Source organism: Brevibacillus sp. NPDC058079, from assembly GCF_042885155.1.
GTDB lineage: Bacteria > Bacillota > Bacilli > Brevibacillales > Brevibacillaceae > Brevibacillus.
The window spans coordinates 33,853-58,146 of sequence record NZ_JBHVSO010000022.1 but is presented as its reverse complement, the minus strand read 5'-3'; the positions used below and the strand labels follow the sequence as shown (position 1 = coordinate 58,146).

Below are 24,294 nucleotides of genomic sequence, written 5' to 3'. Positions count from 1 at the left end.
CTATATTAATAATCATATTATACTATATTAACGCGGTAATTTATAAAAGTAATCCGAACTAAAAAAAGGTTGCCGATACTTTCTCGACAACCTGAGCCACCCATGATGGGTGGCTTCTTCTATTCTCAAAATAACTCGATAACGGTAATGCTGACATTGGCTGTTTGTGGAGGGAACGGTTCTGCAAAAAAGACTGTTCCGATGATTGCCGCCACGAGGTTAAGGACACTTAGTGCCCCGACAGGAGTCGTTATGATAGCGGAATAGGTAAAGGCTAGGGGTGTTTCAGCAATAATCGTATATCCAGAACCTGGAACAGGAGCTCCATTCAGTGCGAGAAACATGGCAGAAGGTGTGTTGTTCGTCATATTGACAGAATGAGTGACAAAGTAAGTATGGCCGCCTGCCAGTAAGATATCAGGTGAGCCTGCAGCATGGGTAATATCGGTTCCCGTTATGACGCCGTTGTTACTGAGGGCGACAGGCTGATTAGCAACGGTTGTTATAACCGTAGTCAAATTATAGACATGCGCACTATTGGTCAGTTGTGGTCCTGTAGCGCCAGTGGCCCCGGCTATCCCAGTGGCCCCGGTTGTTCCAGTGGCTCCAGCTGTCCCAGTGGCCCCGGTTGTTCCAGTAGCTCCGATTGTCCCAGTAGCCCCAGTGGTCCCAGCTATCCCAGTAGTTCCAGTTGCACCAGTGGCTCCGGCCATCCCAGTAGCTCCAGCTGTCCCAGTAGCCCCAGTGACTCCGGCTATCCCAGTAGCCCCAGTGACTCCGGCTATCCCAGTAGCTCCAGCTGTCCCAGTAGCTCCGGTAGCCCCGGTGACTCCGGCTGTCCCAGTGGCTCCGGCTGCCCCAGTGGCTCCGGTAGCCCCAGTAGAACCCGTAGCTCCAGTTGGTCCGATTGAAATAGGCGTGTTTAATATACTATCAAGTTTACTTTGCAAGATGCTTTCCTTTTGCATGATGGTTTTTATCGTGTCTTGTACACTTTGATTGACATTCAAAAGATCGCTGATCGTTGCTGGCGGGATGGTAACCCCTGGAAGTATACCCAGAATAAACGGAAGCTTTTCCCTCTCCGCGTTAATGATATGTCCTAACCCTAGCTCTTCTATAGCGATTGAGGACAATAACAAATTAATCGCGTCGGCACGCGTGAGTGTTATGGTCGGAGTAATATTTGGCAAATTGGCTTGTGACACGGTTATCCCTCCTGAAAATCATAAATAGAACTCGTCCCATTGTTCAAATGTGTTCGTGTTGTTATATAAATAATTTTTCCTAAATATCCATATAAAGGTAGACAAAAACAAATTCGTTTTGGTACATATAAATCAGTGTTGCCGGATTGTATCGGAATGGAGGATATCTCCGCTGTAGCTATATTAGGCTATGAACGGGAGGAATGCATGGTGCAACATAAAAAGAAATGGATAATCACCATCGCGATGGCAGTATGTCTGATTGTGGTCTTTGGTTTTGGCAATCAACAAACATTGGCGACTGCGCCAACCAAAAAGCCAGTGATAAATGTTTTGGGCAGCGATCCTGTCAATATCAATTCAGATCGAAGCTTTGTCACCGTTCAAGGAGAGTGGATTTTTTATAACAACGATGGCTTATACAAAATCAAAAAGGATGGAAGCTCCCTTCAAAAGTTGAGCAGTGATTGGGCCGATAATGTGAATGTTGTAGGTGACTGGATTTACTATACGCGCAATAAGCCTTTTAAAGAAATCTATCAGCTGGAGATGCCCAATTACGATATCAATGGTACGTATGAAGATGTAACGGAGCTCATGAAAATCAAGACAGACGGCAGTTCGAAAACAGTCATCAAAAGCGGTAGTCTTGCGGAAGGGGATCGCAATAACGTATACAGAATGTATGTAGTGGGGGATATCATCTACTACGCAGACGGCTACGGTCCTTTGTACCGGATGGACACGAATGGCAAAAATCAGAAGAAGCTGCTTGACCAGTATGATGAAGTTTATTTCTATCAGGATTGGCTTTTCTATACCAATGAAAGTCGTCAATTATATAAAATGAAGCGGGATGGTACGCAGAAAAAGGTAGTAAGCAAAGAAAAAGAGATGACCCTTATCGGTCTGTCTGGTGATTTCATTTACTACACAAAATGGGTAAACGATAAAGGCGTCGTCGATGTTTATAAAATCGGACTAAAGGATGGGAAAACCGCTCTCGTCAAGAAAGGGTTGCCTCCAGCAGAAAATCCGATCATTGTCGCTGGGAAGCATCTATACTACATCTCAGAAATAAAGGACGCACATACGGTAGGCAGAATGAATATGGCGGACGGCAAGACAACCCCGCTGTATCCATTAGGTAGCATTTCCAGTCAAGCAATAAACATCGGGGGAGATTTCATCTTTTTTTACGACTATCAAGCTTCCGATCGTGATAAAAGAGAACTATTCAAAGTGAAGAGGGGCGAAAACAAAGTGGAAAAGGTAACCCCAAAGGCGAAGTAAGGATAAGAGCCACCCCAAGGCGGGTGGCTCTTTTGTTATGGGCTAATTTCTCGTGGCATGAAGCTGACTTCTTTTTCTCTCCCACTTCTTGTACATGAGCACGGAGCCAAACATGAATATAGAAGCGATGAGCGCACTCACGGGCAGCATGACTACCATTTCGTCCGGAAAGACAAAAGGAAGAAGTGGAAATGCGTATGCAGCTGGGACACGCATGCCGACGATGCGTAATAAAACAAACATCAAAAGCATATCGAGCAGCGTGACAATCACCCACGAATCAATCGCAAAGTAGAGCAGTGTACCGACTGTCGCCGATATGGTTAACATTAGTCCGAGCTTGAAGGCCATCTTGCCGTTGAACATCGGCTTGTGAAGAGATTCATATACAACGACGAGTATGGGCGGAATTGCTGCTAAGTGTGGGTAACCAGCCATCCAACAAAAACCGATCCATACGAAAGTCAAAATCAAGAACACGAGCATATACTGATACGGTATCTTCACTTTCTTCTCCAGGCCGCCATTCAGTTTGAAGGCGAGAACGCCAAGCATGATGATGAAGGAAAGCATGACGACAGAGATCATAAAAGACCATTCAACTGCATTCGTGACCAGAGGTAATAAGCCAGTGGCAAGGGATGGTCCAAAATTCGATTGGATGATTCGTAAAAAGAGCATCATGAGTACGAGTGTGATGCTGACTTTTCCAAGGTACGGCAAGTCTACTTGATTTATAGCAAATCCGATTGCAGCCGTAATCGACGGAGCCACAAAAATTTTAGAAGGTTGTCTGATCCATCCCGGTTCTCGGTATACCCATATACCAATCGCCATCGCTGCTATTTCAGGTAGAATGACTTCGGGATCATCGAGTATGACGGAAGCCGCTACCATGAGCAAGATAAGCGCTATGGCAATGATATAGGAAAGAATGGTTTCATTCTTCGAAATCACTGAATTCATTCTGACTAACTCCTTTTCGTTTGCATTATCCTTTATTATGGCAAGGATTGTGGAAGGTTATTGTGCCAATGGGAGCAACATTGTTTGTAACAAAAACGTCACTAACAGTGGAAAAGCAGCACCCAGAAGAGGGGTATAAACAAAATCAGAGCGGCATAAGGTATGGGGTATTACCTAGACGGATGAAGGTCAGGATGATCATTTCGTGTTTGATAGAGGTGAAAAATGGGCAGACCAATAAGGGAGCATTCCGTTACGAAGTACACCCAGTATACCGATAGGGGGAATATGCAATTGTTGAGTTCATTTAAACCGCTAAAGAGAATCGAAGAAAACAGCAAGATTGTACAGCAGACGATACAGTACATAGGGAATCAAAAAGTCAGTACGATTACGATAGAAACGCCTAAAAAACTACCTAAATGTAGGTAGTTTTTTCCTATTTGTAGAATCTGAATATAATGTTAAAATAATGTAAAACTTTACCAGAAGGAGAGGTTTACAGGTGCTAAAGAATCTCGTGCAGAGCCATGTAAAGATTGTTTTTTCTGTTCTTGGCATCTTGTCCGTTCTGGTCTCATGGCTCGTATTTGAATTGTTAAAAGGTTTGCTGCCAGATTTGATAGCAGTCATACATAAGTGGATGTTTCAACCGATCGAATGGCTGCTTATCCTAGCACCGCCACATGAGGAAAACAAACTAGCGTCATTAGGCTCTGTTCTAGGCTTATCTATCTTGTATTCCGCCATTTTGGCAGGTATGGTATTCATCGTTTTGTTCATCTGCGACAAGATTAGAGGGAACGACATCGAGTTCCAGATGGAAGTGAAATATTGTGAGAAAGAATTGGCTAATGCGATTTACAGTTTGGATGGCAGCGGTCAATCAACAGCTATTATTAATGCGAATGCGATCACGTTTATGAAGGCATTTGAAATGGAAGTAAAGACGATTTATGGATTGAAACCGGACGAGCTATGCTGTTATTGGATCGTACCTACGAATAATGACAAGCAGTTTGAAGTGTTTTACTTAACCGAGTTGAAAGATTTTGACACAGTACGTACTTTATTACTGTCTTCCATGCTTCAAGAGGATTGCAGAATTGCCGATAAACAAGTAAAGGGACGTATTCAAAATACGGATATTGAACAATTTGCAATTGTAAAAAACTTCGGCAAGTTCAGGCTTGGATTCGCGGTCGCTGTTTACAAGAATGACACATTTACTCCCGAAAATATGCAGGAGTTCGAGCGGTTGACTACGTATATGTTACTATTGGGATTTGTTACCAAGTTTGTGAATAAGGTCAAAACCTTAAAGAGAGCTAGTTAGGAGTGGGATACGATGAAATTAGCTGAGTTCTTCGCGAAAAGAGGCAACGAAACTGCTGTTTACTCGAAAAATCTCTCTTCCAAGAAGAAGATTCCCAACAGCAAATTTACTCCTGGCTTCGCTAGCTTAAAACAGATTGTAGATGAGCATAGTCCGAATGAGCGACATGATAATAAAGTGGTTGGAGGAAAATGACACTGCCTGTGGGCAGTGTTATTTTTTGTTTCGGGATACTTGGGATAGAGGAAAAGCCACCTGCTAAGGGTGGCTTTAGTTTTGGGAGATCTCTACACTGTGGTTTCTCTTCCTGTGGGACCATATCAGGACAGGGACCAGCAACAGTGATAAAGCGCCTCCGGCTAGTGAAAGTGTTGCATAGCTGGCATTTGCGACGACCATACCAGATAGGGCTCCACCGGATGCACCAGCCAAGGCAATCAATACATCAACCGTTCCCTGCGTTTTCGCACGAGTGGCGGGCTGCGTTGCATCTACGATGAGCGCTGTGCCACTAATTAATCCAAAATTCCAGCCCAGTCCGAGCAGCACAAGAGCGGTGATGAGTAGCGGCATCGAATCGGCTGGGGCGAAAGCAGCAGTCATGCTGGCTGCAAGCAGTATGACACCTGAAGCATATGCCATTGTGGAGCGACCGATCTTGTCAACGAGTACACCCGTCAAGAGAGAGGGAAGGTACATCGCACCGATATGAAAACCGATGACGATACCTACTTCAGAGAGACCATGTCCGTGGTGCTTCATATGCACAGGCGTCATTGTCATAATGGCGACCATGACGATCTGCGTCAAAATCATAACGGTGGCTCCCACGATGATTCCACGGTTGTTGCTTGCAAGCTGATTCTCATTCAGACAGGACGGCGAGCTCTGATCCACCTGTTGTGCTTCTGCGATTGCTTTCGAAACGATGAACGGGTCCGGTCGAAGCAAAACCCAAAATACGAGACCAGCGAGGATAAAGGCTGCGGCCCCCAAGATGAAAGGACCAGCCAGTGCGGGGACACCGATGGATGTAGCGAATCGTCCCATGACTTCCACCAGGTTTGGTCCTGCAACGGCCCCGAATGTAGTGGAGACCATGGCAATACTTACAGCAGTCGCTCGTTGTTTAGGCTTTGCCAAGTCTGTGCCTGCATAGCGGGCCTGTAGGTTAGTAGCGGTGCCAGCCCCATACAGAATTAAGGAAGCAAACAGAAGGACAATACTGTTTGCGACGGCTGCGATAACCACCCCAATTGCGCCAATACCTCCGGCTAAGAAGCCGCTAGCGAGACCCAAACGGCGTCCAAAGCGTTGAGAGAGTCGACCCACCAGCAATGCAGCGACAGCAGAGCCAAACGTGAGTAATGCGGAAGGGATGCCCGCGAGACTTTCCGAACCGAGCATATCCTGAGCGAGGAGAGCCCCTACGGTGACACCTGCCGCAAGTCCTGCACCGCCAAAAATTTGTGAGATGACAACGATCCAGAGCGTTCGCTTGTATAGTCTTTGCTGTTTATCTGGGGAGTCGATGTAGCTTTGTAAATCTTCAGGTTTGAGTGACATCTGATCCACCTTTCTATGGAGAGAAAGCTTTCGTGAAGTTATGAAATTTCAGTCATCCTTTCGTGTGGAAATGACTGGGGAATTTGCATTCAGTATAGTATTGGCGACGGGTAAACACAAGGAGAATCCAGCTTAGTAAACACTTTGCAAAAGCAAAAACACCGGATATTTTCTATCCGGTCAGCATGTAGAGAAAGACCCCTTTCGCAAAAAAGGGGTCTTTTCATGCGGTTTTAGACGACATCATCTGTATGCCGTGGCTCAACGGTGTTCAATGTCTTCAGATCAAGATGACTTATGCGCTCAGGATCGGAGATCAAGTCGACTTCCGTAATCTTTCCGTGACTCATTGTAAATTTGAGTACATAGAGCAATTTTCCTTGAGGAGCAACAATGATTCCTACTGTTCCGTTAACGAGGGCTAGTTGTGCTGCTTTCTGTGCACGTCCCGAAACTTGTTTCGCTAGAGCAACCGCTCCTCGCGTTACTCTTGAAGAGCCTGTTTGACGATCGTCACGAAGTATAACGTGCGGATCGAGCGCAGCTACTAGAGTATCGAAATCGCCAGCATGCGCTGCGGCAAGAAAAGCTTGAACGACGTCGCGTTGGAGAGCATGGTCGACTTCCTGCATTGCTTTCACCCCGCGAACACGGTGGCGTGCCCTGCTCGCAAGTTGCCTAGTAGCGACCTCCGACTTACCTAAAATAGGCGCAATCTCATTGAAGGGCATGGCGAAAACATCGTGCAGCACAAACGTGATGCGTTCCGCAGGGTTCAAATTCCCAAGCACGACTAGCAATGCAATGCCGACAGAATCAGCCAATATGGCTTCTTGTTCGGGGTCAATAATATTCTCTTGGCTTGTGAAAGCATCGGGCAATTGAGTTTCTATCGATTCTTCGCGCCTAGATTTTCGCGAGCGTAACATGTCGAGACAAACCCGTGAAACAACGGTGGTCAACCATCCTCCCATGTTCTCGATGTCGCTTGCATCCACACGACTAAGACGTAACCAAGACTCCTGTACCGCATCCTCCGCTTCGCTCAATGATCCAAGCATTCGATAAGCGACTGCCTGAAGGTGCTTTCGGTGTGATTCGAATATATTTGCCAACCAAACCTGTTCGCTCATCATTTAAACTCCCTCGCACAAAAATAAAAAAGCCTATATAAATTCTGACGGATGAACTCTTAGCAATGTGACAAATACCGGTCATTTAATTTTGTCACAAGTTCCCGTGGGGCGATTCGTCAACATAGTAAGGACAAGAATGGATAGTCCTGCTATGATCGTTCCCGATGTGACTTAATCCTTACAAGCCCTGGGCAAATCTCTATTTACATCCGCATAGAAAACAGGTATTCCGAGCCGTACGCTCTTCCTTGCCTATCCTCGGGCAAGCCAAATCAATGATATTTGTGGAGGGCATGGCCGCGAAACCCGAGCAAGAGCCTGCACCTAACTTGCTTTTGCTAGGTGTAGTGCTATCTTTTTCATGTTTTGACCTGTTGCTGGAATAAAAAAATGGCTGTCGACTATCTCGACAGCCCGACCGGACATTTTCTATCCAGTGTTTTTCGTTCATTTTCCTACGATAAGCAATAGCTCACGGAGGTTTTGTATGAGGATTTGATTTTCTTCCAGCGTACCTACACTGATTCGAATATGCTCCGGTAACCCCCAAGTGTCTCCGTACCGCAAAATGATGCCTCTTTCCAGCAGCCCTTGATAAATCCTACCCGCATTTGGTCCCAATTTTGCCAAGATAAAATTAGACATACTCACGGTATAAGGGATATTCATTTCAGCGAATGCATCATACAGCTGCTTACGGCCTTTGGTGTTTTCCGTGAGGGATATTTCAAAATGCTCCACGTCAGCAAGGGCGGTAATGGCGGCTGTTTGTGCCAATGAATTGACGTTAAACGGCTCTTTTACTTTCAGGATTTTTTGGATCACCGAAGGGTGAGCGACACCAAATCCGACTCGAATACCGGCAAGCGCGTAAATTTTCGAGAAGGTTTGCAAGACGAGAACAGGGTATCCTTGGCGGACAAATTCAATTCCCGTTGTGTAGTCGTCAGCCGTTGCATAGTGACTGTAAGCAGCGTCGAGTACTATAAGCACCCCATCTGGCAGTTGGTCTAGCAATGCCGTCAAGTCCTGACGAGACAAATAGGTGCCTGTCGGGTTGTTTGGGGAACAAAGGTAGACAAGCTTTGTTCGATTCGTGATGGCTGCCAAAATGGCGGAAACATTGAATGCATAATCGGCCTCAAGCGGAACCGTTTTGATGACAGCTTCCATGAGATGTGCGCCGAATTCATATTCACTAAAGGTCGGCGAAGGCACGACGATTTCGTCCTCAGGCTCCAAATAGGTTTCGGAAATGAGCTTGATCAGTTCGTCACCGCCATTCGTGACGATTAAATGCTCCGGACTTAACTCAAGATGATCAGCCAAGTGCTCTTTCAGCGTCGTTGTATTGGCATCCGGGTAACGATGCAGCTCCGGGAGCGCACCGAGAATGGCGCGGATGATCTTTGGGGATGGGCCGAGTGGATTTTCATTTGAGGCTAGTTTAATGATATGAGAGAGTCCGTACATTTTTTTAATCTCCCAAATCGGCATTCCAGGTTGATAGGATTGTATCTTTTCTAATGTTTTTCGCGATTGTGTCGTGGGTAGTTTTTTCATCTATATGGCCTCCAAAACTTCATGGTAGCAACACTGTAAGTGAAATCTCCAGCAGTGTAACCAGCCAATTCGCGAAAGATGAAACAGACCAATTACGAGGTAGGTGTTCCGTACAAATAAAGTTGTAGACTGTAAAATAAAGTACTAGACCGAAAAATAAAGTGTTAGATTGGCGCCAGTTATTCAACTAACGGACAGTTTAGTGATGGTGGCTACCGCCAAAAGTCTTGGAATCACAATAAAGAAGAGAAATACACTAAACATCAAATTTGGTTATATCGTTTTAGAAGAGTTCTACTAATAAGTCATAAGTCCATCTCCATTTTTCTACATAGTCGGTTCTAAGGCGCCGATTTTAATTCCGTGGAACAATTCAAAAAACGGCCGCTGTTCGCATCATTTGCGGCAGGACCGTTTTTTGTTTTTCGTACGCTAGCTTCAAATTGCTATTCTTGCCAAACACTCATAGGGTCCCATTGTTTGATCTGATCGCCATATTTTCCGGCCAAAAAAACTTTCATGTCTTCCAGCTTAGCAGGCACCTCGTTCCAAATTGGAAGGGGTGGTAACCCTCGTTTGCTTTTCAATAGGATATCCACTGTAACATACAAGCGTTCTGGCTGAATCCAATGAAGGAAGCGGGAAATATCAATTTGCTTTGTCAGGGACAAGGAATCAATTTCGTCATTGTAATGCTTGTTGAACTCACTGATCAGGTTCAGGAGGTAGTCTCTCTGCTCCTTCACGAAGTCCAGGCCGCAGATGGCACCATGTCCTGGAACAACGATTTCGGGTTTAATTTCATCAATAATGCGATCAAGCACTTTAACCCAATTGAGGGTTCCCTCTTCGCTGTATGCCGTACAACCGTTAAACACGACATCGCCAGCGAACAGCACTTTTTCTTTTGGCATCCACAACAGCAAGTCACTGTCAGAGTGGGCCGGAGCTACGTTGTAAATCATAACTTCCGTATCGCCAAGACGGATGTTGATATCGTCCTTTATCTCAATATTCGGGAGCACCCATTCTACGCCTTCCAGGTCGAATCCTTCAAATTCCGCTGCAAAAAACCGCTCGCCCGAAGTCGATTCCAGAGAATCCTTTCCTCTTCTGATGACGCTGTCCATCCAGGCGATATTTTCGGTGAAACGCTCTCTGGCCGCTTCCTTGTGCATAATAATACAAGAATCTTTAAACACTTTGTTTCCCCAGGCATGGTCGCTGTTATAGTGCGAGTTCACCACATATGCGGGAGAGCCACCGTTGCTTACTTCCATAAAAGCCTCCCGCATTTCCCGCGCATGGAACAAATCGAAGAACGTGTCATACACCAGCCCTTCACCCTTGTTGATGAACCCGGCATTGGCCCAACTGATGCCGCGATACGGCGAAATACCGGCGAAGACGCCATCTGCGACTTCAAAAAATTTAACGCGAGGTTTTTGGATAATACGTCCATACTTCATGAAGATTCTCCTTTGCGTCTATGTTTTTGGGGTAAGGCATACGAACTATGTCTGTATTATAGAGAATGGAAAACAGAAATGCAAGCGTGTGCTTGCGTGCATTTACTCTATGCTTTATGATAGTAACAGAACAACATCACACTACATGGATGGAGGCGCTGCAACATGAAGCTAGTAACCTTTCAAACCAAGACATCCCATGAACCTTTGTTTGGGCTTGTAGTTAACGAGGAATTTGTTGTGTCTTTTGCTGCAATCATGAAAAAGCAGGGAACATTCTTTGACAGTCTTGAAAGTATGGACAGCTATCTTCATTATTTGCCGGCAAGTTATGATGCCGCTAAGGAATTGATGCAATATGCTGTCGAACAGTCGCACCAATTCAATGAAAATGAAATCTGCCCGATTGCAGCGGTAAAACTGCTGCCGCCGGTTCCGAATCCGGCTGCGCTTATCGATTTCGGGCTGACGCCAAGACATCTAAGAAATGCTGGCGTAAATCTGCTGCAAAGAGAATATACAGGACCGGAAAGAGAAGAGCTTAAACAAAAAATTACCGAAAAATTCCAGAAAGACCCGAATAAAGTAATTTTCAGTTATTACAAGTGTAACCATAATGCATTAATTGGCGATGGGGATACGATTCATTGGCCTTCGTACTCTTCCTACCTGGATATCGAGCCGGAGCTGGCCTTTGTTACAGGGAAGGGGAATTGCATTGCAGGTTATGTTATTTTTAACGACAGTACAGTCCGCGATGTGCAGTGGCCGGATTTCCAGGCGCTGACCGGACCGACGCGATGCAAAGATTTTGATCGCAGCAAAGGAATAGGACCATTTCTGGTTACGCCGGATGAAATTGACAACCCGCTGGGACTGGATGTGGATGTACGCATCGGGGAGAGACTGCACTGGAAGGGAAGCACATCCGAGTATTCTGCACACCCTGTAAAAGTGATGGAGGAGGTTCTCAAAGTTTTCACGCCGCTCCCGGGCACGATTATAGGAATGGGGACGATACCGGATTGCTGCTCAATCGAGACTGAACAATGGCTGTTGCCCTCTGACCGAATCCAGATTACATTCGGTAAATTAGGCACGCTCACGCAATTGGTGCCTGATCATGTAAAGATTACGGAACCAAGCCGCTGGGAAAAAAGAAGCGATTTACTTTAAGGCTCAATCCCAAAGGTAGTGCTTGATTCAATTTTAACCATAATGCGCATAGTTGCATTCTACGAGAAGACCTTGCACGTAACGTTCGCGGTTTCGAGTAAAATAGTGCCTACGCTGAAAAGCTTTTATTCGGTTGTTTCGCCCCTCAACGGCAGCGTTCGTCCAGCGACAACGATGGTAATTCACTATTCCGGCTAGTGCATTTACTGGGATTGTTGATGCCTTGATGCTGGAGTTACTCTATGATTCAAGTCCAGTGCGAATTAACGAGAAGCTGGAGTCGGCTTGGACAGTCTTTTGGAGAAGAATTTCCAAGTAAGAAGAGAACAATTAATTTCAACGACTATAATGAAATTAATCGAGGTGCTACAATTATGCATTTTATAGAAGTTACTCAACAGAATTTAAAACTGGCCTATACCATTCAAAAGGAAATCTTTTCGGATTCGCCTGATATTCTGCACATCAAAAATTCTATTGATAACAATGATCCGGGCTATGCTTATTGGATTGTGTACGAGAATGAAACTGCCATAGGGATTTCGGGCATTTATACTGTAGAAGCTGACAGAGATTCCGCATGGCTCAGTTGGTACGGTGTTTTGCCTAAATGGCGGAGCAAAGGCTTTGGAAGAAAAATTCTGCTTGAATCCATCGAAAGAGCTACATCACTGAACCAATTCAAATATTTAAGACTATATACATCCGAAGAGTACAATGCGAGTGCATTGGGGTTGTACAATTCTGTTATGGACCTATGTGAGCGGTATGAAAATCCGGATGATGAGACATTTGAACGGACTGCTTTGGTCTACTCCTATTCACTAACGGAAGAACAGGTAACGCCCTGGAACAATAGATATATGGGCATTCGAGAGCTCGAGGAGCTATGCGAAGCGGGTGAGTTGTATTTAAAAGAACACGGATACGAAATATAGCAGGTATCATCCCTTTCAAGTAAAAAATCTAGTTAAACTCAAACAGGGCCGTACCAGGCAGCCATTTTATGGCTTATAGGTGGCCTATGTTTTGTCAGGTGGAATTCCCTGGTCGGATCATCAAAAATCCTTGGTGAATTTCTAGTTGATACAGTAACTTTTGGCGCATCAGGGCATGCTTCAGGATTTCCAAGACTTGTTTTGTTTTTACATCGGGCAGTCGGAGTAAAAAATCGGTATACTGATTGTGCATCTGTCATTCCCCACAGTTGGATTGGTCGCACAACCATCTTACGGAATGTTCAGATGTTTTTCTATTATTCAAGCACTATGTATTGGATTGATCCTACTTTAAATAAACGTTTATGAAAATGATGAACCCCGACCCTGCTGAATATGCAAAACTTGTAGTAGAATAGGTTTAACATATGCAAAAGGAGAAAGACAATGCATACTTCAGACAGAATCATTGAAGCCGCGACACGGCTCATCAAAAAGAAGGGCTATCGGGGAGTAAGCACCAAAGCCATTGCAACGGAAGCTAAAGTCAATGAATCTACGATATTTCGGCAATTTGGAAGCAAGCAAGGCATATTGGAAGCCATCATTGAAAGCCATTCGGATTTCCCGCAATTTGAGAAACTGTTAAAAGAGGACGCAACCGATAATCCGGAAGTCGATCTGCTGAATGTAAGCCGGCAGTACCGTTTGTTTTTCCATAAAAATGCGGATATCATTTTGATTGGCATCCGCGAAAAAGGAATGCTTCCCGAATTGGATAGAGTGTTGGCCGATCCGCCAGTGAAGCTGCACTCCTTGCTGGTTGAATATTTTGAGCGCCTGCAGAAGAAAAAAGTTATAGCCAGACAGGATGAACGTCTTGCTGCCATGTCTTTTCTCTCGATGTGCTACGGATTTCAGATGAGCGAGCTGATTCACCGGCAATATCAGTCTCAACTCGTAACCGGGGAAGAGTTCTATAAGTACAGTGTCTCATTGTTTGTTAAAGGAATTTTGTCTCAGTCATAAGCTTTGTTGATTTATTTAAATACGCCGAAGACTGCTTGCGCAGCTCTAACTCTAGAACAAGGCGCTAACGGGTATCGATAGCTCAATAAACAAGGCCAGTCTAACACTTTATTTTGTGTTTTGACTGGCCTTTTTGAATGGAAGGATTGAATAGTCTAATACTTTATTAGTTTCGAACAGTAGGACACAAATTGGATGGTTCATAAAAGTCAAGATTGGATCATGAAGGAAGGAGCCGCTTACCTTATAATCAGCCCAGAAACACCACTCATTCAAACAACACGGAAGGATAGTGAGGTGGGAAAAATGTTGATTCAAGGGCAAACGCCGCTCTTTAACGGGCTGAGAAAGCATGCCCAGAAGAATCCAATCCAATTCCATATACCAGGTCATAAGAAAGGGAAAGGGATGGATCCTGAATTTCGATGGTTCATGGGAAAAAATGCACTTTCCATCGATTTGATTAACATTGAACCATTGGACGATTTGCATCAACCAAAAGGAATTATCAAACAAGCGCAGGAATTGGCTGCTGAAGCCTTTGGCGCTGATCACACCATATTTTCTGTTCAAGGTACGAGCGGAGTCATTATGACCATGATTATGGCAGTATGTAATCCTGGCGATAAGATCATCGTGCCACGGAATGTACACAAATCGATCATGAGCGGAATTGTTTTATCCGGTGCGACTCCTGTCTTTTTACATCCAGAAATAGACCCTGTCTTCGGGATCTCACATGGAATCACACCACAAGCTGTGGAAAAAGCATTGGAACAGCATCCCGATGCAAAGGCAGTTCTAGTCATCAATCCAACCTATTTCGGAATTGCCGGTGACTTGAAGAGTATCGTTCAAATTGCGCATGCCAGAGGAGTGCCCGTACTCGTAGATGAAGCGCATGGCTCACATGTTCACTTCCACCCCAAGCTCCCACTATCGGCGATGCAAGCTGGTGCAGATATGGCAGCAAGCAGTATGCATAAATTAGGAGGCTCTCTGACGCAGAGTTCGTTGTTGAACATTCAGGGAAATCTCGTTTCCATTCAGCGTGTACAAGCTATCTATAGCATGCTCACTACGACATCCACTTCCTATTTACTGCTCGCTTCGCTCGATGTGGCGAGAAAGCGGTTGGTGACATCCGGGAAAGCGCTATTGGATCAAACGATTCAGCTGGCAAACGAAGCACGAGCCCAAATCAATAAAATTAATCATTTGTACTGCATTGGGAGAGAAATTATCGGGACAAATGGAGCGTTTGCTCATGATCCGACCAAGCTGGTCATCTCGGTAAAAGACCTCGGCATTACAGGGTATGAAGCTGAAAAATGGCTCCGTGATCGCTATAACATTGAGGTAGAGCTATCTGACCTGTACAACATCGTTTGTATTATCACACCAAGTGATACGAAAGAAGATTTGCAAATCCTTGTCTATGCCTTGGAGGAGCTGGCTGCCGGGGCCGAGGATCAAGGAAACAGAAAAAGCCGCCCAAAAATGCAGCTTCCCAAAATACCGGTACTCGCTGTCACTCCGCGCGATGCATTTTACGCACCGACAGAGATGATTCCTGTGGAACAATCCGTGGGAAGAATTATCGCGGAGTTTGTCATGGTATATCCACCAGGTATTCCGATTTTTATCCCGGGTGAGATCATTTCGGAAGAGAACCTCATCTATACGAAGAAAAACTTAGAGGCAGGATTACCTGTACAAGGCTTTGAAGACCCCACGCTACAAACCATACGTGTCATCAAGGAATAACCAAACAACCAGGCATTGGAGGAGAATTCTATGAAACAATATCTCAGTTTTTCGGAAGAGGTCAGACACGCCCTTGATCATCAATTACCGATTGTTGCACTAGAAACGACGATTATCTCCCATGGGATGCCTTATCCGCAAAATGTAGAAATGGCGAATGACGTAGAGCAAATTATTCGCAATCATGGTGCTGTTCCGGCAACGATTGGTTTTATGGATGGGCAAATCAAGATTGGTTTGAGTGCGAGTGAGCTGGAAGAATTCGCGACAAACAAAAATGTTGCCAAGGTTAGCCGCCGGGACATCCCGTATATTTTAGCCTCGAAAAAAATAGGAGCGGCAACCGTATCGGGGACGATGATCGGTGCTGAGTTGGCAGGCATTCGCATGTTTGCAACAGGTGGAATTGGCGGTGTTCACCGTGAAGGGGAAGTGACGTGGGATGTGTCTGCTGATTTGACGGAGCTGGCAGAGACAAATGTGGCAGTCGTATGTGCGGGCTGCAAATCCATTTTGGATATCGGAAGAACACTGGAGTACTTAGAAACGCTCGGAGTACCTGTTGTTGGCCATCAAACAACCGAGTTCCCGGCTTTTTACTCCCGCAAAAGTGGATTCGATGTGTCTGTAAGCATGGATACGCCAGAAGAGGCAGCTGCGATGCTGGATGCCAAATGGAAACTCGGCTTGAAGGGCGGAGCGGTGATTGCCAATCCGATCCTCGAAGCGGATGCAATCCCTTACGATGAAATCGAAGCGATCATTCTTCAAGCGATGCATGATGCGAAAAGCCAAGGAATCACTGGCAAGCAAGTAACGCCATTCATGTTAGCGAATGTAAAAGAACGAACAGGCGGAAAAAGCCTAGAGGCGAACATTGCCCTGGTGAAAAATAATGCAAAGCTCGCTGCACAAATTGCTGTTGCGTTAAACCGTAGCGAATCATAGGAGGAAAGGCCGCCTTGGGGTGGCCTTTTTCTTTTGCTTACTCAAGGGTTCTCTACCGCCTTTCCTCCTTTGATCCGGAAGAGAATCAGCAAAAAAATCGGCAACAACAGGAGTACGTATCCATACTTAAAATAGGTGTGATTAGTCTGCAAGAGTTGTTGATGATTGGAAAACACGAGTAAAGACAGCAAAAGCGTAACCAAACAGACGGGCAAGCTCAGCTTTTTGTAAGTGGTGGAAAGGAGAAAGGCGAGACATTCACAGATGGCATATAAAAATACCGATACCCGGATGAAACAGCCTGCCGTCATCGTATATAAACCATAAATGTCTCCCCGGCTTATAAAACCCATTTTTATTTGTCTGACTGTATTTTGTACCGGCCAGTCCAGTTTTTCCGAGAGAGGAAGCCCAAATACAGCAATGGCACCCATTAGCATCGATGCGCCCAAAAAGACGTTAAATAACACAAGAAAGGAGAAACCATTGAAGTCATGACGCACTCCAACCCATTTTGTCTGAAGCAGAAGAACTAAGATCAGTTCCCCCCACAAGGCAACATAGAAAAGTGAGCCCTCCAGAGCAGGTCCCCACCCATTGTCGAGGATCGGCAAAATGCGGGCATAATCTTTTTCTTGCATGAGTGCCAGTCCAACTATCGGTCCTGTTATCATCGTCATCAAAAAAAAGATGACGGCCATTCTAGCGATGGATTCGATGTTTCTTTGCAGACTGAACCAAATGAGAAGGATGAAGCTCGTTCCGATTGCCCAGAGAGGCGTCTCCGGCAAAAAGGTTATTTTGACGAACTCCTCCATACCGCGCATCGTCGTAGCAGAAGCATACAGAAAATAGGAGAGTAAGATCAAACACAAAATGACAGCTGGTGCTCTACCGGCTTTTTCTTCTGTTCCCGTCAGTAACGAGGTGTTTTGAAGTTTACTTCGCAGTATGCTCAACAGCAGAACGAATAGAATGCCACAAGGAATGCTGATCAAAGCAGATATCCAGCCGTCTTTGCCAGCGGTATGAATCAGTGGTTCGATTAGGAAGACGTGTCCCATTATGGGGAGACTTAATGCATGGATTGAGACCCACTGAAATCTTGAAATCGTGCGGACGTCCAACCATCCCACTCCTTATTTTTCGCCAAGTTGCTCTGCCAGAAGACCATTTAAGAGGAGCTTGGTCTGAACATTTACTTTTACGTCTAGCTCTGAAAAGTGAGCGGACCATTGTTCTTCCCGGGTTTTCCACACTTGTGGATACGAGCGATGCACATATTCATGAAAGCCAAAAATATCGGCCTTGTTTTTCTTCGCTACTGCTACAGCCTCATGGATCTCATCTCTAATGACATGATTGACTTTTGTCTGCAACCATTTATACGTCTCTGTGTCCATTTGAATGGGATGATTGAGACTTCCGATATATCCGTGTGGATGGACAGTCACCTGGATATGTAACTGATTATTTTCGAGAACGGGACGGATTTTTGTTTTGGAACCTATAATCTCAATCGATGCGTATTGTCCCTGTTTCTTGAGTGGAACGATGACAATCGTGCTTTTTATTTTCCCCGTTGTCCACAGTAATCCGCGCACCTGTGTCTCATTGATCGAAGCAATAGCTTTTCCGCCTTTGATAATGACAGCTCCTGCTTCACGGCTTTCTTTCTTCGATTGGATGGGATGACTGATCGGCAGATAGCCTATTTTCTCTTTACTCGCCATCATGCGCATAAGGTCGAGCGAACGTACGGGTGGATATTTGCCAATGGATCGGCTGGCTAACATTTTTTCGTTGATTTGCAGAGGCTGGATGTCGTTCGTATTTCCTTTTGTGTGCAGGAGAGCTTCCGCTTTCCCTTCGACATAAATGACCCAGTGACGCCCGGATAATTCCTGATCGCGAAAAAATAAATCAAGGGGACCGATGATATCCTTTTTGGCTGCGTCCGTGCCAATCGCTACGTATTGCATTTGATGATAGCTAAGCTTGTACCCCGAGTACTCGATCATGTTTCGGGCTGCGTCAAACATGGTATAGCCTGTCGATTGGATAATCGCGCTTTTTTCCGCCGAGCCTCCATCCGTTTTTCCACTGCTTGGCTTCATGACGTTCACAGTAAGGACATAACGGCCTTCCTCGTTCAAGTCGATTCCAATTGCCGTGACAAATCTTGTCTCAGTGAGCTCGATGTTATTCCAGCAACCCCCTAAAATGACAGTCAGCAAGCCTATCACAGCGGTTAGCGTCTTCATGATCAATCATTCTCCCTTTTGCTTCTTCAGTGGGAAAGGGGTAGCACCAGAGCTTAGTTTGATGAACCAAAGAGGAAAGCGAATAAAGAAGTCCTTCCAATCTTGCAGTTTCAAAGGAGCTAAAGGAGCAAGATAAGGTATCCCAAACGAACGCAGATCGCACAAATAGATAGCAACCAGATAAAAAACGAGAAAATTGCCGTAAAGTCCAAGCGCAGAGGCGGCAAAAATCGAAACGAATCGTAGAATGACCACCACGTCAGAGACGGCAGGGAAAATAAACGAAGTGATGGCTGACGCGGCAATGATAATAACGGTCGGCGCCCCAACTAATCCCGCACTAACGGCCGCCTCACCAATGACTAAAGCTCCTACGATGCTGACAGCTTGTCCGATGGGGCGAGGCATGCGGACCCCAGCCTCACGCAGCCATTCATACACGATCGCCATAAGAAGCAGCTCGATGGGTAAAGGGAACGGAACCCCTTCTCTGGCATTGATAAAACTGAACAACAACGTGGGGGGGACTAAGTCCTTGTGGAAATTTTCGAAAGATATATAGAGAGATGGGAGAAATGCTGAGACAAAAAATGCTGCATAGCGAAGCAAGCGCAAAAAGCTGGCGTAGAAAGGGCGGGAATAGTAATCCTCCGGGTTTTGAAAAAACTCTTGAAACGTGGCTGGTACCATGAGGGCAACTGGACTGCCGTCCACTAAAATAGCGACACGCCCCTCCAAAATCTTGGCTACCAGGATGTCCGGTTTCTCACTGTTGAAGATGGTTGGGAAAATAGAATACGGTTCGTCTTCGATCCATTGCTCGATATAGCCGGAGTCCAAGATGGCATCCATTTTTATGACAGATAGGCGCTTTCTCACCTCATCGACCAATTCTTCCTTCACAATTCCTCGGACATAGGCGAGACATACCCTTGTATTCGATTGTGTACCGATCCAGTAGGTTTCAATTTGGAGATTGGGATTGTGATATCTTTTGCGAATGAGTGAGAGATTTGTGTCAATCGTTTCAATAAAGCCTTCACGTGGACCGCGAATGACTGCTTCTTTGGCAGGCTCTTCCACACTTCTTTGTCCAAGCGATTTGGCTCCGATAATAATACATTGTGCTTGGTTATGAATAAAAAGCACGATATATCCGCGGGCAAGCTGCTCGAGTACTTTTTCAAGTGTGTTTTCCTTCCACGCCAGCGAGACATGCAGAACAGCATTCATCATATGATCAATCATGTCCTCGTTGAGATCGCCAATGGTATTCATCAGCGGTCTAATGACATCCCGATCCATTACGTCTTGATTCGACATGCCTTTTAAGAACAGCAAAGATGCTTGGTGTGACTGATTTGTCCCAAGCCAAATGGTTCGGACGGCTAGATCACTCGTGAAGCCAAAATGACTCCGAACAGTGGTCACATTTGCTTGAAGATCCTCCTGGAGGGGAGTTTCTTGTGGTTCCTGGTTCTGTTTGAATTGATGGATGGATAGCTTTCTCCGAAACTTTTTGATCACGTCGCTTCACCTAATCAGTAATGAGATGGAAGTGATCTTAGGGTACCCATCGATTTCCAATTCCATTCGACTAGATAAGGACCTTCTTGCGTGAGAAGGGCTTTTTTATGTCCAAAAAGTGTCCAAAATGCAGCGGATTCTTGAACATGGCTGGTTGATCCACTTTGTCATTGGCTGGTGACACTCTATTGGTCCGGCTTTAGAGTAAGACTTGTTTCAATAGCACCCTGTGCATGGTGATAGGAGATGAGGACAAGGACATGAAGACGTCCAAGACAGTACGCTGTATGTCATTTTTGTTCATGTTCATCCTGCTGTTCTTGACGACCGGTTGCGCTGATAACTATATCGTGCTCGATCCGAAAGGACCCATTGGTGAACAGCAAAAGGACTTAATGATTTTATCCACGCTTTTAACGTTAATTGTGATTGTTCCTGTACTAATTCTTACTTTTGTCATTGTATGGCGATACCGTGACAGAAAAGGAAGAAAGGCGAAGTACACGCCTAATTGGGAACACAGTACGAAACTGGAAATCATTTGGTGGGGCATTCCCATCATCATTATTACGTTAATTGGGATCGTGACAGTTCGGTATACGTATTCGTTGGAGCCATCCAAGCCATTGGAATCCGAGAAGAAACCGATCACGATCCAAGTGACGAATTTGGATTGGAAGTGGCTATTCCAATATCCTGAACAAGGCATTGCCACTGTGAACTATGTGCAGTTCCCAGAGGATGTGCCAGTCCGATTCGAAGTGACATCTGACGCTCCGATGAATTCATTCTGGATTCCACAGCTTGGTGGTCAGATTTATGCTATGTCCGGCATGTCTATGACTCTCTACCTGCAAGCAGATGAGCAGGGTGAGTACATGGGATCTGGTGCGAACTTTACCGGAAAAGAATTTGCGAAGATGTTCTTTACAGCGAATGCGACTTCCCAAGAAGACTTTGATCAATGGGTGAATCAGGTGAAAAATACTTCCCCTGAGCTGACGCTGGATGGTTACAAAGAGCTGACCAAACAAGGAACATCGGATGTACGCTATTTCTCCGCTTTCCCTGAAGGATTGTACGAGATGACTGTGACCAAGTATGCTGCTTCACACAATCACGGCTTATCTACGAGAGTGCAACCGCCAGCGCGGGTGAAAGAATAGTCGGTTGAAATTGAAAGAGGGAGGAGAGAGACAACGATGTGGGAGAGTGTGAAAGAATTCGCCTCTGAATTTTTCGTAACAGGCGATCCACTTATTTACGGTGCGGACGTCAGCATTGTGCTCAGTATGATCGCAATCGTATCGGTGCTGACTTACTTTAAAAAATGGGGATGGCTCTGGCGCGAATGGCTGACAACTGTCGATCACAAGAAGATCGGTATCATGTACATTCTCGCTTCCGTTCTCATGCTGTTTCGAGGAGGGGTAGATGCTCTCCTGATGCGAGCTCAGCTCGCCATGCCTGAGATGCAGTTTTTGAGTGGGGATCACTACAACCAGATTTTTACGACGCATGGCGTTATCATGATTCTGTTTATGGCGATGCCCCTCATGTTTGGTTTGTTCAATGTCATCGTGCCGCTGCAACTCGGTGCACGTGACGTAGCGTTTCCGTTTCTGAATTCGCTCAGCTTCTGGTTGTTTTTCTCAGGGGCGATGCTGTTTAACTTGTCCTTCGTCATTGGGGGTTCCCCGGATGCAGGATGGCTGGCTTATCCGCCGTATTCGGAGTTAGCCTTTAACCCGGGACCAGGTCAGGATTTCTACATTTGGGGGATTCAGATTTCAGGTATAGGTAGTTTGATGACCGGGATTAACTTTATTGTGACGATCTTGAAAGTGCGTGCTCCTGGTATGACTTTGATGAAAATGCCGATGTTTTCCTGGTCAGTTTTGTCGAGTTGTATCGCGATCGTTTTCGCATTCCCAATCTTGACTGTTACATTGGCACTGCTGTTTATCGACCGCTATTTGGGTGGACACTTCTTCACATTGGATGGCGGCGGAAATCCGATGATGTACATCAACTTGATTTGGATGTGGGGTCACCCGGAAGTTTACATTATCGTTCTGCCAGCGTTCGGGATTTTCTCCGAGATCGTGGCGACGTTCTCTCGGAAAAAGCTGTTTGGTTACAAATCCATGGTGTTTGCCATGATCATCATTAGTGTTCTCTCGTTCCTCGTATGGGCGCATCATTTCTTCACAATGGGCTCAGGTGCGGACGTCAATGCCTTCTTCGCGGTCACGACGATGTTGATTGCGATTCCGACGGGTGTGAAAGTGTTTAACTGGCTGTTTACGATGTTCCGAGGAAAAATTACGTTCGAAACGCCGATGCTGTGGATGGTCGGGATTATCCCGAACTTCGTCATCGGTGGGATGACGGGTGTACTTCTGTCCGTGGCACCTGCTGACTTCCAGTATCACAATAGCTACTTCCTCGTTGCCCACTTCCACCAGGTAATTATTGCGGGTGTCGTATTTGGATTCTTCGCGGGCTTGTATTACTGGTGGCCGAAGATTTTCGGCTTCAAGCTGAATGAGCGTATAGGTCGTTGGGCTTTCTGGCTGTGGAACATCGGGTTCTATCTGTGCTTCATGCCGCAATATGCGCTGGGCTTGATGGGAATGACGCGTCGTCTTTATTCGTACGGCTGGGACAAAGGCTGGTTCGAAATGAACCTGGTATCGACGATCGGTGCCGTAATCATGGGTGCTGCATTCCTTGTCCAAATTTGGGACATTGCACACAGCATCAAACATATGAAGAGAGATACAACAGGAGACCCATGGAATGCTCGTACGTTGGAGTGGTCGATTCCTTCTCCAGCTCCGTTCTATAACTTTGCCGTAATGCCGCAGGTAACGTCTCAAGATGATTGGCATGAAAGAAAACTACGTATCGAGCAAGGCTTGGAAAAGCCGGCGAAAGTAGAGCTAGAACCGATTCATATGCCGAAAAACTCCGGTATTCCGATTGTAATGTCCATGTTCTGGTTCTTTGTCGGATTCGGTTTGATTTTTGACTGGCTATGGATGGCTGTACCAGGATTTATCGGTGTGATTGGTTGTATGGTTGTTCACTCGTTTAACTACGACACGGACTATTACGTCACGGTGGAAGAGATTAAACGTACAGAGGCGGAAGCAGGGAGGGTGATTACGTAATGGCTAATGTGAATGCTGGACACCATGATCATCATCCAGACCAAGAGGAATTGCGCACGTTTGCCTTTTGGATCTACCTCATGACGGATGTTATCTTGTTCGCTACCTTGTTTGCGACTTATATCGTACTGCAAGGGAGCACGGATGGTGGTCCAGGTCCAAAAGATCTGTTTCAGATGAATGGTATTTACGCGAGTACGTTTATTTTGCTGACCAGTAGCTTTACGAGCGGTCTTGCGATTCTCGCTATGAATAAGGGTAATCGTCTTGCTTTGATGAACTGGCTGGGAGTTACCATATTTTTGGGAGCATCCTTCTTGTTCCTGGAAATCAATGAGTTCATACATCTGGTAGGCGAAGGGGCTACGATTAGCACGAGTGCATTCCTGACTGCTTTTTACACCTTGGTAGGAACGCATGGATTGCACGTGGCGCTCGGATTAGGGTGGATGATCATCGTCATCATGCAAATCGCGAAGCACGGCATTACACCCGTAACGAAAAGAAAAGTAAACATCATCAGCTTGTTCTGGCATTTCCTTGATGTTGTTTGGATTTTCGTCTTCACCATCGTGTATGTGATGGGGGTGAATTAATTGAGCAAGCAATCTGTGCATGGCACGACAGAACAACATGGCGGTCATGGTTCCCTGAAATCGTATGTGATCGGTTTCGTCTTGTCGCTTGTACTCACAATCATTCCCATCTTGGCCCTAGAGAACGGATGGTTGGATAGTGATAAGAGACTCATCATCTATTTAGTAGCAGCTTTGTTCCAGTTTATTGTCCAGTTATTCTTCTTCATGCATCTGAAAGAAGAGGATAAACCACGCTACAACTTGATGTCGCTTTTACTCGGGTTGTTTATCGTATTCCTCATCGTGATTGGTTCCATCTGGATCATGATGTACAACATGGTCGCACTATAATGA

The 24,294-nt window shown here is 45.6% G+C and carries 21 protein-coding genes and 1 pseudogene; 12 read left to right on the top strand and 10 right to left on the bottom strand.

Annotated features, from left to right (window positions below):
- Positions 1 to 125: 125 nt before the first annotated feature.
- The gene (locus ACFVS2_RS33000; RefSeq protein WP_390240741.1) at positions 126 to 1,208 is read right to left on the bottom strand and encodes an alpha-helical endospore appendage domain-containing protein; all 1,083 of its coding nucleotides are present in this window, start codon (positions 1,206 to 1,208) and stop codon (positions 126 to 128) included.
- A gap of 207 nt (positions 1,209 to 1,415) precedes the next feature.
- Here ACFVS2_RS33000 and ACFVS2_RS32995 point away from each other — a divergent pair, with 207 nt between their 5' ends.
- Positions 1,416 to 2,501 carry a DUF5050 domain-containing protein gene (locus ACFVS2_RS32995; RefSeq protein WP_390240739.1) on the top strand — a complete coding sequence of 362 codons (1,086 nt, stop codon included), beginning with the start codon at positions 1,416 to 1,418 and terminating at the stop codon, positions 2,499 to 2,501.
- Between the two features lie 42 nt (positions 2,502 to 2,543).
- Here the strand turns inward: ACFVS2_RS32995 and ACFVS2_RS32990 are convergent, their stop codons facing one another.
- Positions 2,544 to 3,467 carry a hypothetical protein gene (locus ACFVS2_RS32990; protein ID WP_390240737.1) on the bottom strand — a complete coding sequence of 308 codons (924 nt, stop codon included), beginning with the start codon at positions 3,465 to 3,467 and terminating at the stop codon, positions 2,544 to 2,546.
- Between the two features lie 505 nt (positions 3,468 to 3,972).
- On the opposite strand from ACFVS2_RS32990, the gene ACFVS2_RS32985 reads away from it, so the two are divergent.
- Positions 3,973 to 4,803: a hypothetical protein gene (locus ACFVS2_RS32985; RefSeq protein ID WP_173616896.1), complete on the top strand. Its 831-nt coding sequence runs from the start codon at positions 3,973 to 3,975 to the stop codon at positions 4,801 to 4,803.
- A 12-nt stretch (positions 4,804 to 4,815) separates the two neighbouring features.
- Entirely contained in the window at positions 4,816 to 4,998 is a 183-nt protein-coding gene (locus ACFVS2_RS32980) for a hypothetical protein (RefSeq protein ID WP_007723975.1), read from the top strand.
- 75 nt (positions 4,999 to 5,073) lie between these two features.
- Here ACFVS2_RS32980 and ACFVS2_RS32975 read toward each other — a convergent pair whose 3' ends face one another.
- From ACFVS2_RS32975 to ACFVS2_RS32960, 4 genes are all read right to left on the bottom strand, one after another.
- A complete protein-coding gene (locus ACFVS2_RS32975; RefSeq protein ID WP_390240735.1) occupies positions 5,074 to 6,369 on the bottom strand; it encodes an MFS transporter in 1,296 nt (431 codons plus the stop codon).
- Between the two features lie 233 nt (positions 6,370 to 6,602).
- On the bottom strand, positions 6,603 to 7,502 hold the full coding sequence (locus tag ACFVS2_RS32970) for a sigma-70 family RNA polymerase sigma factor (RefSeq protein ID WP_390240733.1): 900 nt from the start codon (positions 7,500 to 7,502) through the stop codon (positions 6,603 to 6,605).
- Positions 7,503 to 7,952: 450 nt separating this feature from the next.
- Positions 7,953 to 9,068, bottom strand: a complete 1,116-nt coding sequence (hisC, locus tag ACFVS2_RS32965; RefSeq protein ID WP_390240731.1) for a histidinol-phosphate transaminase — start codon at positions 9,066 to 9,068, stop codon at positions 7,953 to 7,955.
- Positions 9,069 to 9,514: 446 nt separating this feature from the next.
- Complete coding sequence (locus ACFVS2_RS32960; RefSeq protein ID WP_390240729.1) at positions 9,515 to 10,537, bottom strand: MBL fold metallo-hydrolase; 1,023 nt, start codon at positions 10,535 to 10,537, stop codon at positions 9,515 to 9,517.
- Between the two features lie 165 nt (positions 10,538 to 10,702).
- Here ACFVS2_RS32960 and ACFVS2_RS32955 point away from each other — a divergent pair, with 165 nt between their 5' ends.
- Positions 10,703 to 11,713 (top strand): fumarylacetoacetate hydrolase family protein, encoded by a 1,011-nt coding sequence (locus ACFVS2_RS32955; RefSeq protein WP_390240727.1) that lies wholly within the window; start codon positions 10,703 to 10,705, stop codon positions 11,711 to 11,713.
- 33 nt (positions 11,714 to 11,746) lie between these two features.
- On the opposite strand, the pseudogene ACFVS2_RS32950 reads toward ACFVS2_RS32955, so the two are convergent.
- Positions 11,747 to 11,902 (bottom strand): annotated as a pseudogene (locus ACFVS2_RS32950) (transposase); the annotation flags it as partial.
- A 53-nt stretch (positions 11,903 to 11,955) separates the two neighbouring features.
- On the opposite strand from ACFVS2_RS32950, the gene ACFVS2_RS32945 reads away from it, so the two are divergent.
- The 4 genes from ACFVS2_RS32945 to ACFVS2_RS32930 all read left to right on the top strand — a co-directional run bounded on the left by ACFVS2_RS32945 (position 11,956) and on the right by ACFVS2_RS32930 (position 16,395).
- The gene (locus ACFVS2_RS32945; protein WP_390240724.1) at positions 11,956 to 12,651 is read left to right on the top strand and encodes a GNAT family N-acetyltransferase; all 696 of its coding nucleotides are present in this window, start codon (positions 11,956 to 11,958) and stop codon (positions 12,649 to 12,651) included.
- 447 nt (positions 12,652 to 13,098) lie between these two features.
- On the top strand, positions 13,099 to 13,680 hold the full coding sequence (locus ACFVS2_RS32940; RefSeq protein ID WP_173616891.1) for a TetR/AcrR family transcriptional regulator: 582 nt from the start codon (positions 13,099 to 13,101) through the stop codon (positions 13,678 to 13,680).
- Between the two features lie 309 nt (positions 13,681 to 13,989).
- Positions 13,990 to 15,447: an aminotransferase class I/II-fold pyridoxal phosphate-dependent enzyme gene (locus ACFVS2_RS32935; RefSeq protein WP_390240747.1), complete on the top strand. Its 1,458-nt coding sequence runs from the start codon at positions 13,990 to 13,992 to the stop codon at positions 15,445 to 15,447.
- A 30-nt stretch (positions 15,448 to 15,477) separates the two neighbouring features.
- Positions 15,478 to 16,395 (top strand): pseudouridine-5'-phosphate glycosidase, encoded by a 918-nt coding sequence (locus tag ACFVS2_RS32930; RefSeq protein ID WP_390240722.1) that lies wholly within the window; start codon positions 15,478 to 15,480, stop codon positions 16,393 to 16,395.
- Positions 16,396 to 16,436: 41 nt separating this feature from the next.
- On the opposite strand, the gene ACFVS2_RS32925 is transcribed toward ACFVS2_RS32930, so the two are convergent.
- Genes ACFVS2_RS32925 through ACFVS2_RS32915 form a run of 3 tightly spaced genes read right to left on the bottom strand, consistent with a single transcriptional unit; the run spans position 16,437 to position 20,186 of the window.
- Entirely contained in the window at positions 16,437 to 17,531 is a 1,095-nt protein-coding gene (locus ACFVS2_RS32925) for a GerAB/ArcD/ProY family transporter (protein ID WP_390240720.1), read from the bottom strand.
- Positions 17,532 to 17,534: 3 nt separating this feature from the next.
- On the bottom strand, positions 17,535 to 18,659 hold the full coding sequence (locus ACFVS2_RS32920; RefSeq protein ID WP_390240718.1) for a Ger(x)C family spore germination protein: 1,125 nt from the start codon (positions 18,657 to 18,659) through the stop codon (positions 17,535 to 17,537).
- A 6-nt stretch (positions 18,660 to 18,665) separates the two neighbouring features.
- On the bottom strand, positions 18,666 to 20,186 hold the full coding sequence (locus ACFVS2_RS32915; RefSeq protein WP_390240716.1) for a spore germination protein: 1,521 nt from the start codon (positions 20,184 to 20,186) through the stop codon (positions 18,666 to 18,668).
- Between the two features lie 260 nt (positions 20,187 to 20,446).
- Here ACFVS2_RS32915 and cyoA point away from each other — a divergent pair, with 260 nt between their 5' ends.
- The 4 genes from cyoA to cyoD are packed head-to-tail and all read left to right on the top strand — an operon-like array spanning position 20,447 to position 24,291.
- Positions 20,447 to 21,352 (top strand): ubiquinol oxidase subunit II, encoded by a 906-nt coding sequence (cyoA, locus tag ACFVS2_RS32910; RefSeq protein ID WP_390240714.1) that lies wholly within the window; start codon positions 20,447 to 20,449, stop codon positions 21,350 to 21,352.
- A gap of 36 nt (positions 21,353 to 21,388) precedes the next feature.
- Positions 21,389 to 23,362, top strand: coding sequence for a cbb3-type cytochrome c oxidase subunit I (locus ACFVS2_RS32905; RefSeq protein WP_390240712.1), 1,974 nt, complete (start codon positions 21,389 to 21,391; stop codon positions 23,360 to 23,362).
- Entirely contained in the window at positions 23,362 to 23,958 is a 597-nt protein-coding gene (gene cyoC, locus ACFVS2_RS32900; protein WP_007723957.1) for a cytochrome o ubiquinol oxidase subunit III, read from the top strand. The genes ACFVS2_RS32905 and cyoC overlap by 1 nt, the downstream gene beginning before the upstream one ends.
- Positions 23,959 to 24,291 carry a cytochrome o ubiquinol oxidase subunit IV gene (gene cyoD / locus ACFVS2_RS32895; RefSeq protein WP_007723955.1) on the top strand — a complete coding sequence of 111 codons (333 nt, stop codon included), beginning with the start codon at positions 23,959 to 23,961 and terminating at the stop codon, positions 24,289 to 24,291.
- Positions 24,292 to 24,294: the final 3 nt, after the last annotated feature.

Excerpts from the sequence above, each read along its gene's own strand:
- ACFVS2_RS32995 (WP_390240739.1), top strand. The coding sequence starts at position 1,416 with ATGGTGCAACATAAAAAGAAATGGATAATCACCATCGCGATGGCAGTA.
- ACFVS2_RS32990 (WP_390240737.1), bottom strand. The coding sequence starts at position 3,467 with ATGAATTCAGTGATTTCGAAGAATGAAACCATTCTTTCCTATATCATT.
- ACFVS2_RS32980 (WP_007723975.1), top strand. The coding sequence starts at position 4,816 with ATGAAATTAGCTGAGTTCTTCGCGAAAAGAGGCAACGAAACTGCTGTT.
- ACFVS2_RS32975 (WP_390240735.1), bottom strand. The coding sequence starts at position 6,369 with ATGTCACTCAAACCTGAAGATTTACAAAGCTACATCGACTCCCCAGAT.
- ACFVS2_RS32970 (WP_390240733.1), bottom strand. The coding sequence starts at position 7,502 with ATGAGCGAACAGGTTTGGTTGGCAAATATATTCGAATCACACCGAAAG.
- hisC (WP_390240731.1), bottom strand. The coding sequence starts at position 9,068 with ATGAAAAAACTACCCACGACACAATCGCGAAAAACATTAGAAAAGATA.
- ACFVS2_RS32960 (WP_390240729.1), bottom strand. The coding sequence starts at position 10,537 with ATGAAGTATGGACGTATTATCCAAAAACCTCGCGTTAAATTTTTTGAA.
- ACFVS2_RS32955 (WP_390240727.1), top strand. The coding sequence starts at position 10,703 with ATGAAGCTAGTAACCTTTCAAACCAAGACATCCCATGAACCTTTGTTT.
- ACFVS2_RS32945 (WP_390240724.1), top strand. The coding sequence starts at position 11,956 with ATGATTCAAGTCCAGTGCGAATTAACGAGAAGCTGGAGTCGGCTTGGA.
- ACFVS2_RS32940 (WP_173616891.1), top strand. The coding sequence starts at position 13,099 with ATGCATACTTCAGACAGAATCATTGAAGCCGCGACACGGCTCATCAAA.
- ACFVS2_RS32930 (WP_390240722.1), top strand. The coding sequence starts at position 15,478 with ATGAAACAATATCTCAGTTTTTCGGAAGAGGTCAGACACGCCCTTGAT.
- ACFVS2_RS32920 (WP_390240718.1), bottom strand. The coding sequence starts at position 18,659 with ATGAAGACGCTAACCGCTGTGATAGGCTTGCTGACTGTCATTTTAGGG.
- cyoA (WP_390240714.1), top strand. The coding sequence starts at position 20,447 with ATGAAGACGTCCAAGACAGTACGCTGTATGTCATTTTTGTTCATGTTC.
- ACFVS2_RS32905 (WP_390240712.1), top strand. The coding sequence starts at position 21,389 with ATGTGGGAGAGTGTGAAAGAATTCGCCTCTGAATTTTTCGTAACAGGC.
- cyoC (WP_007723957.1), top strand. The coding sequence starts at position 23,362 with ATGGCTAATGTGAATGCTGGACACCATGATCATCATCCAGACCAAGAG.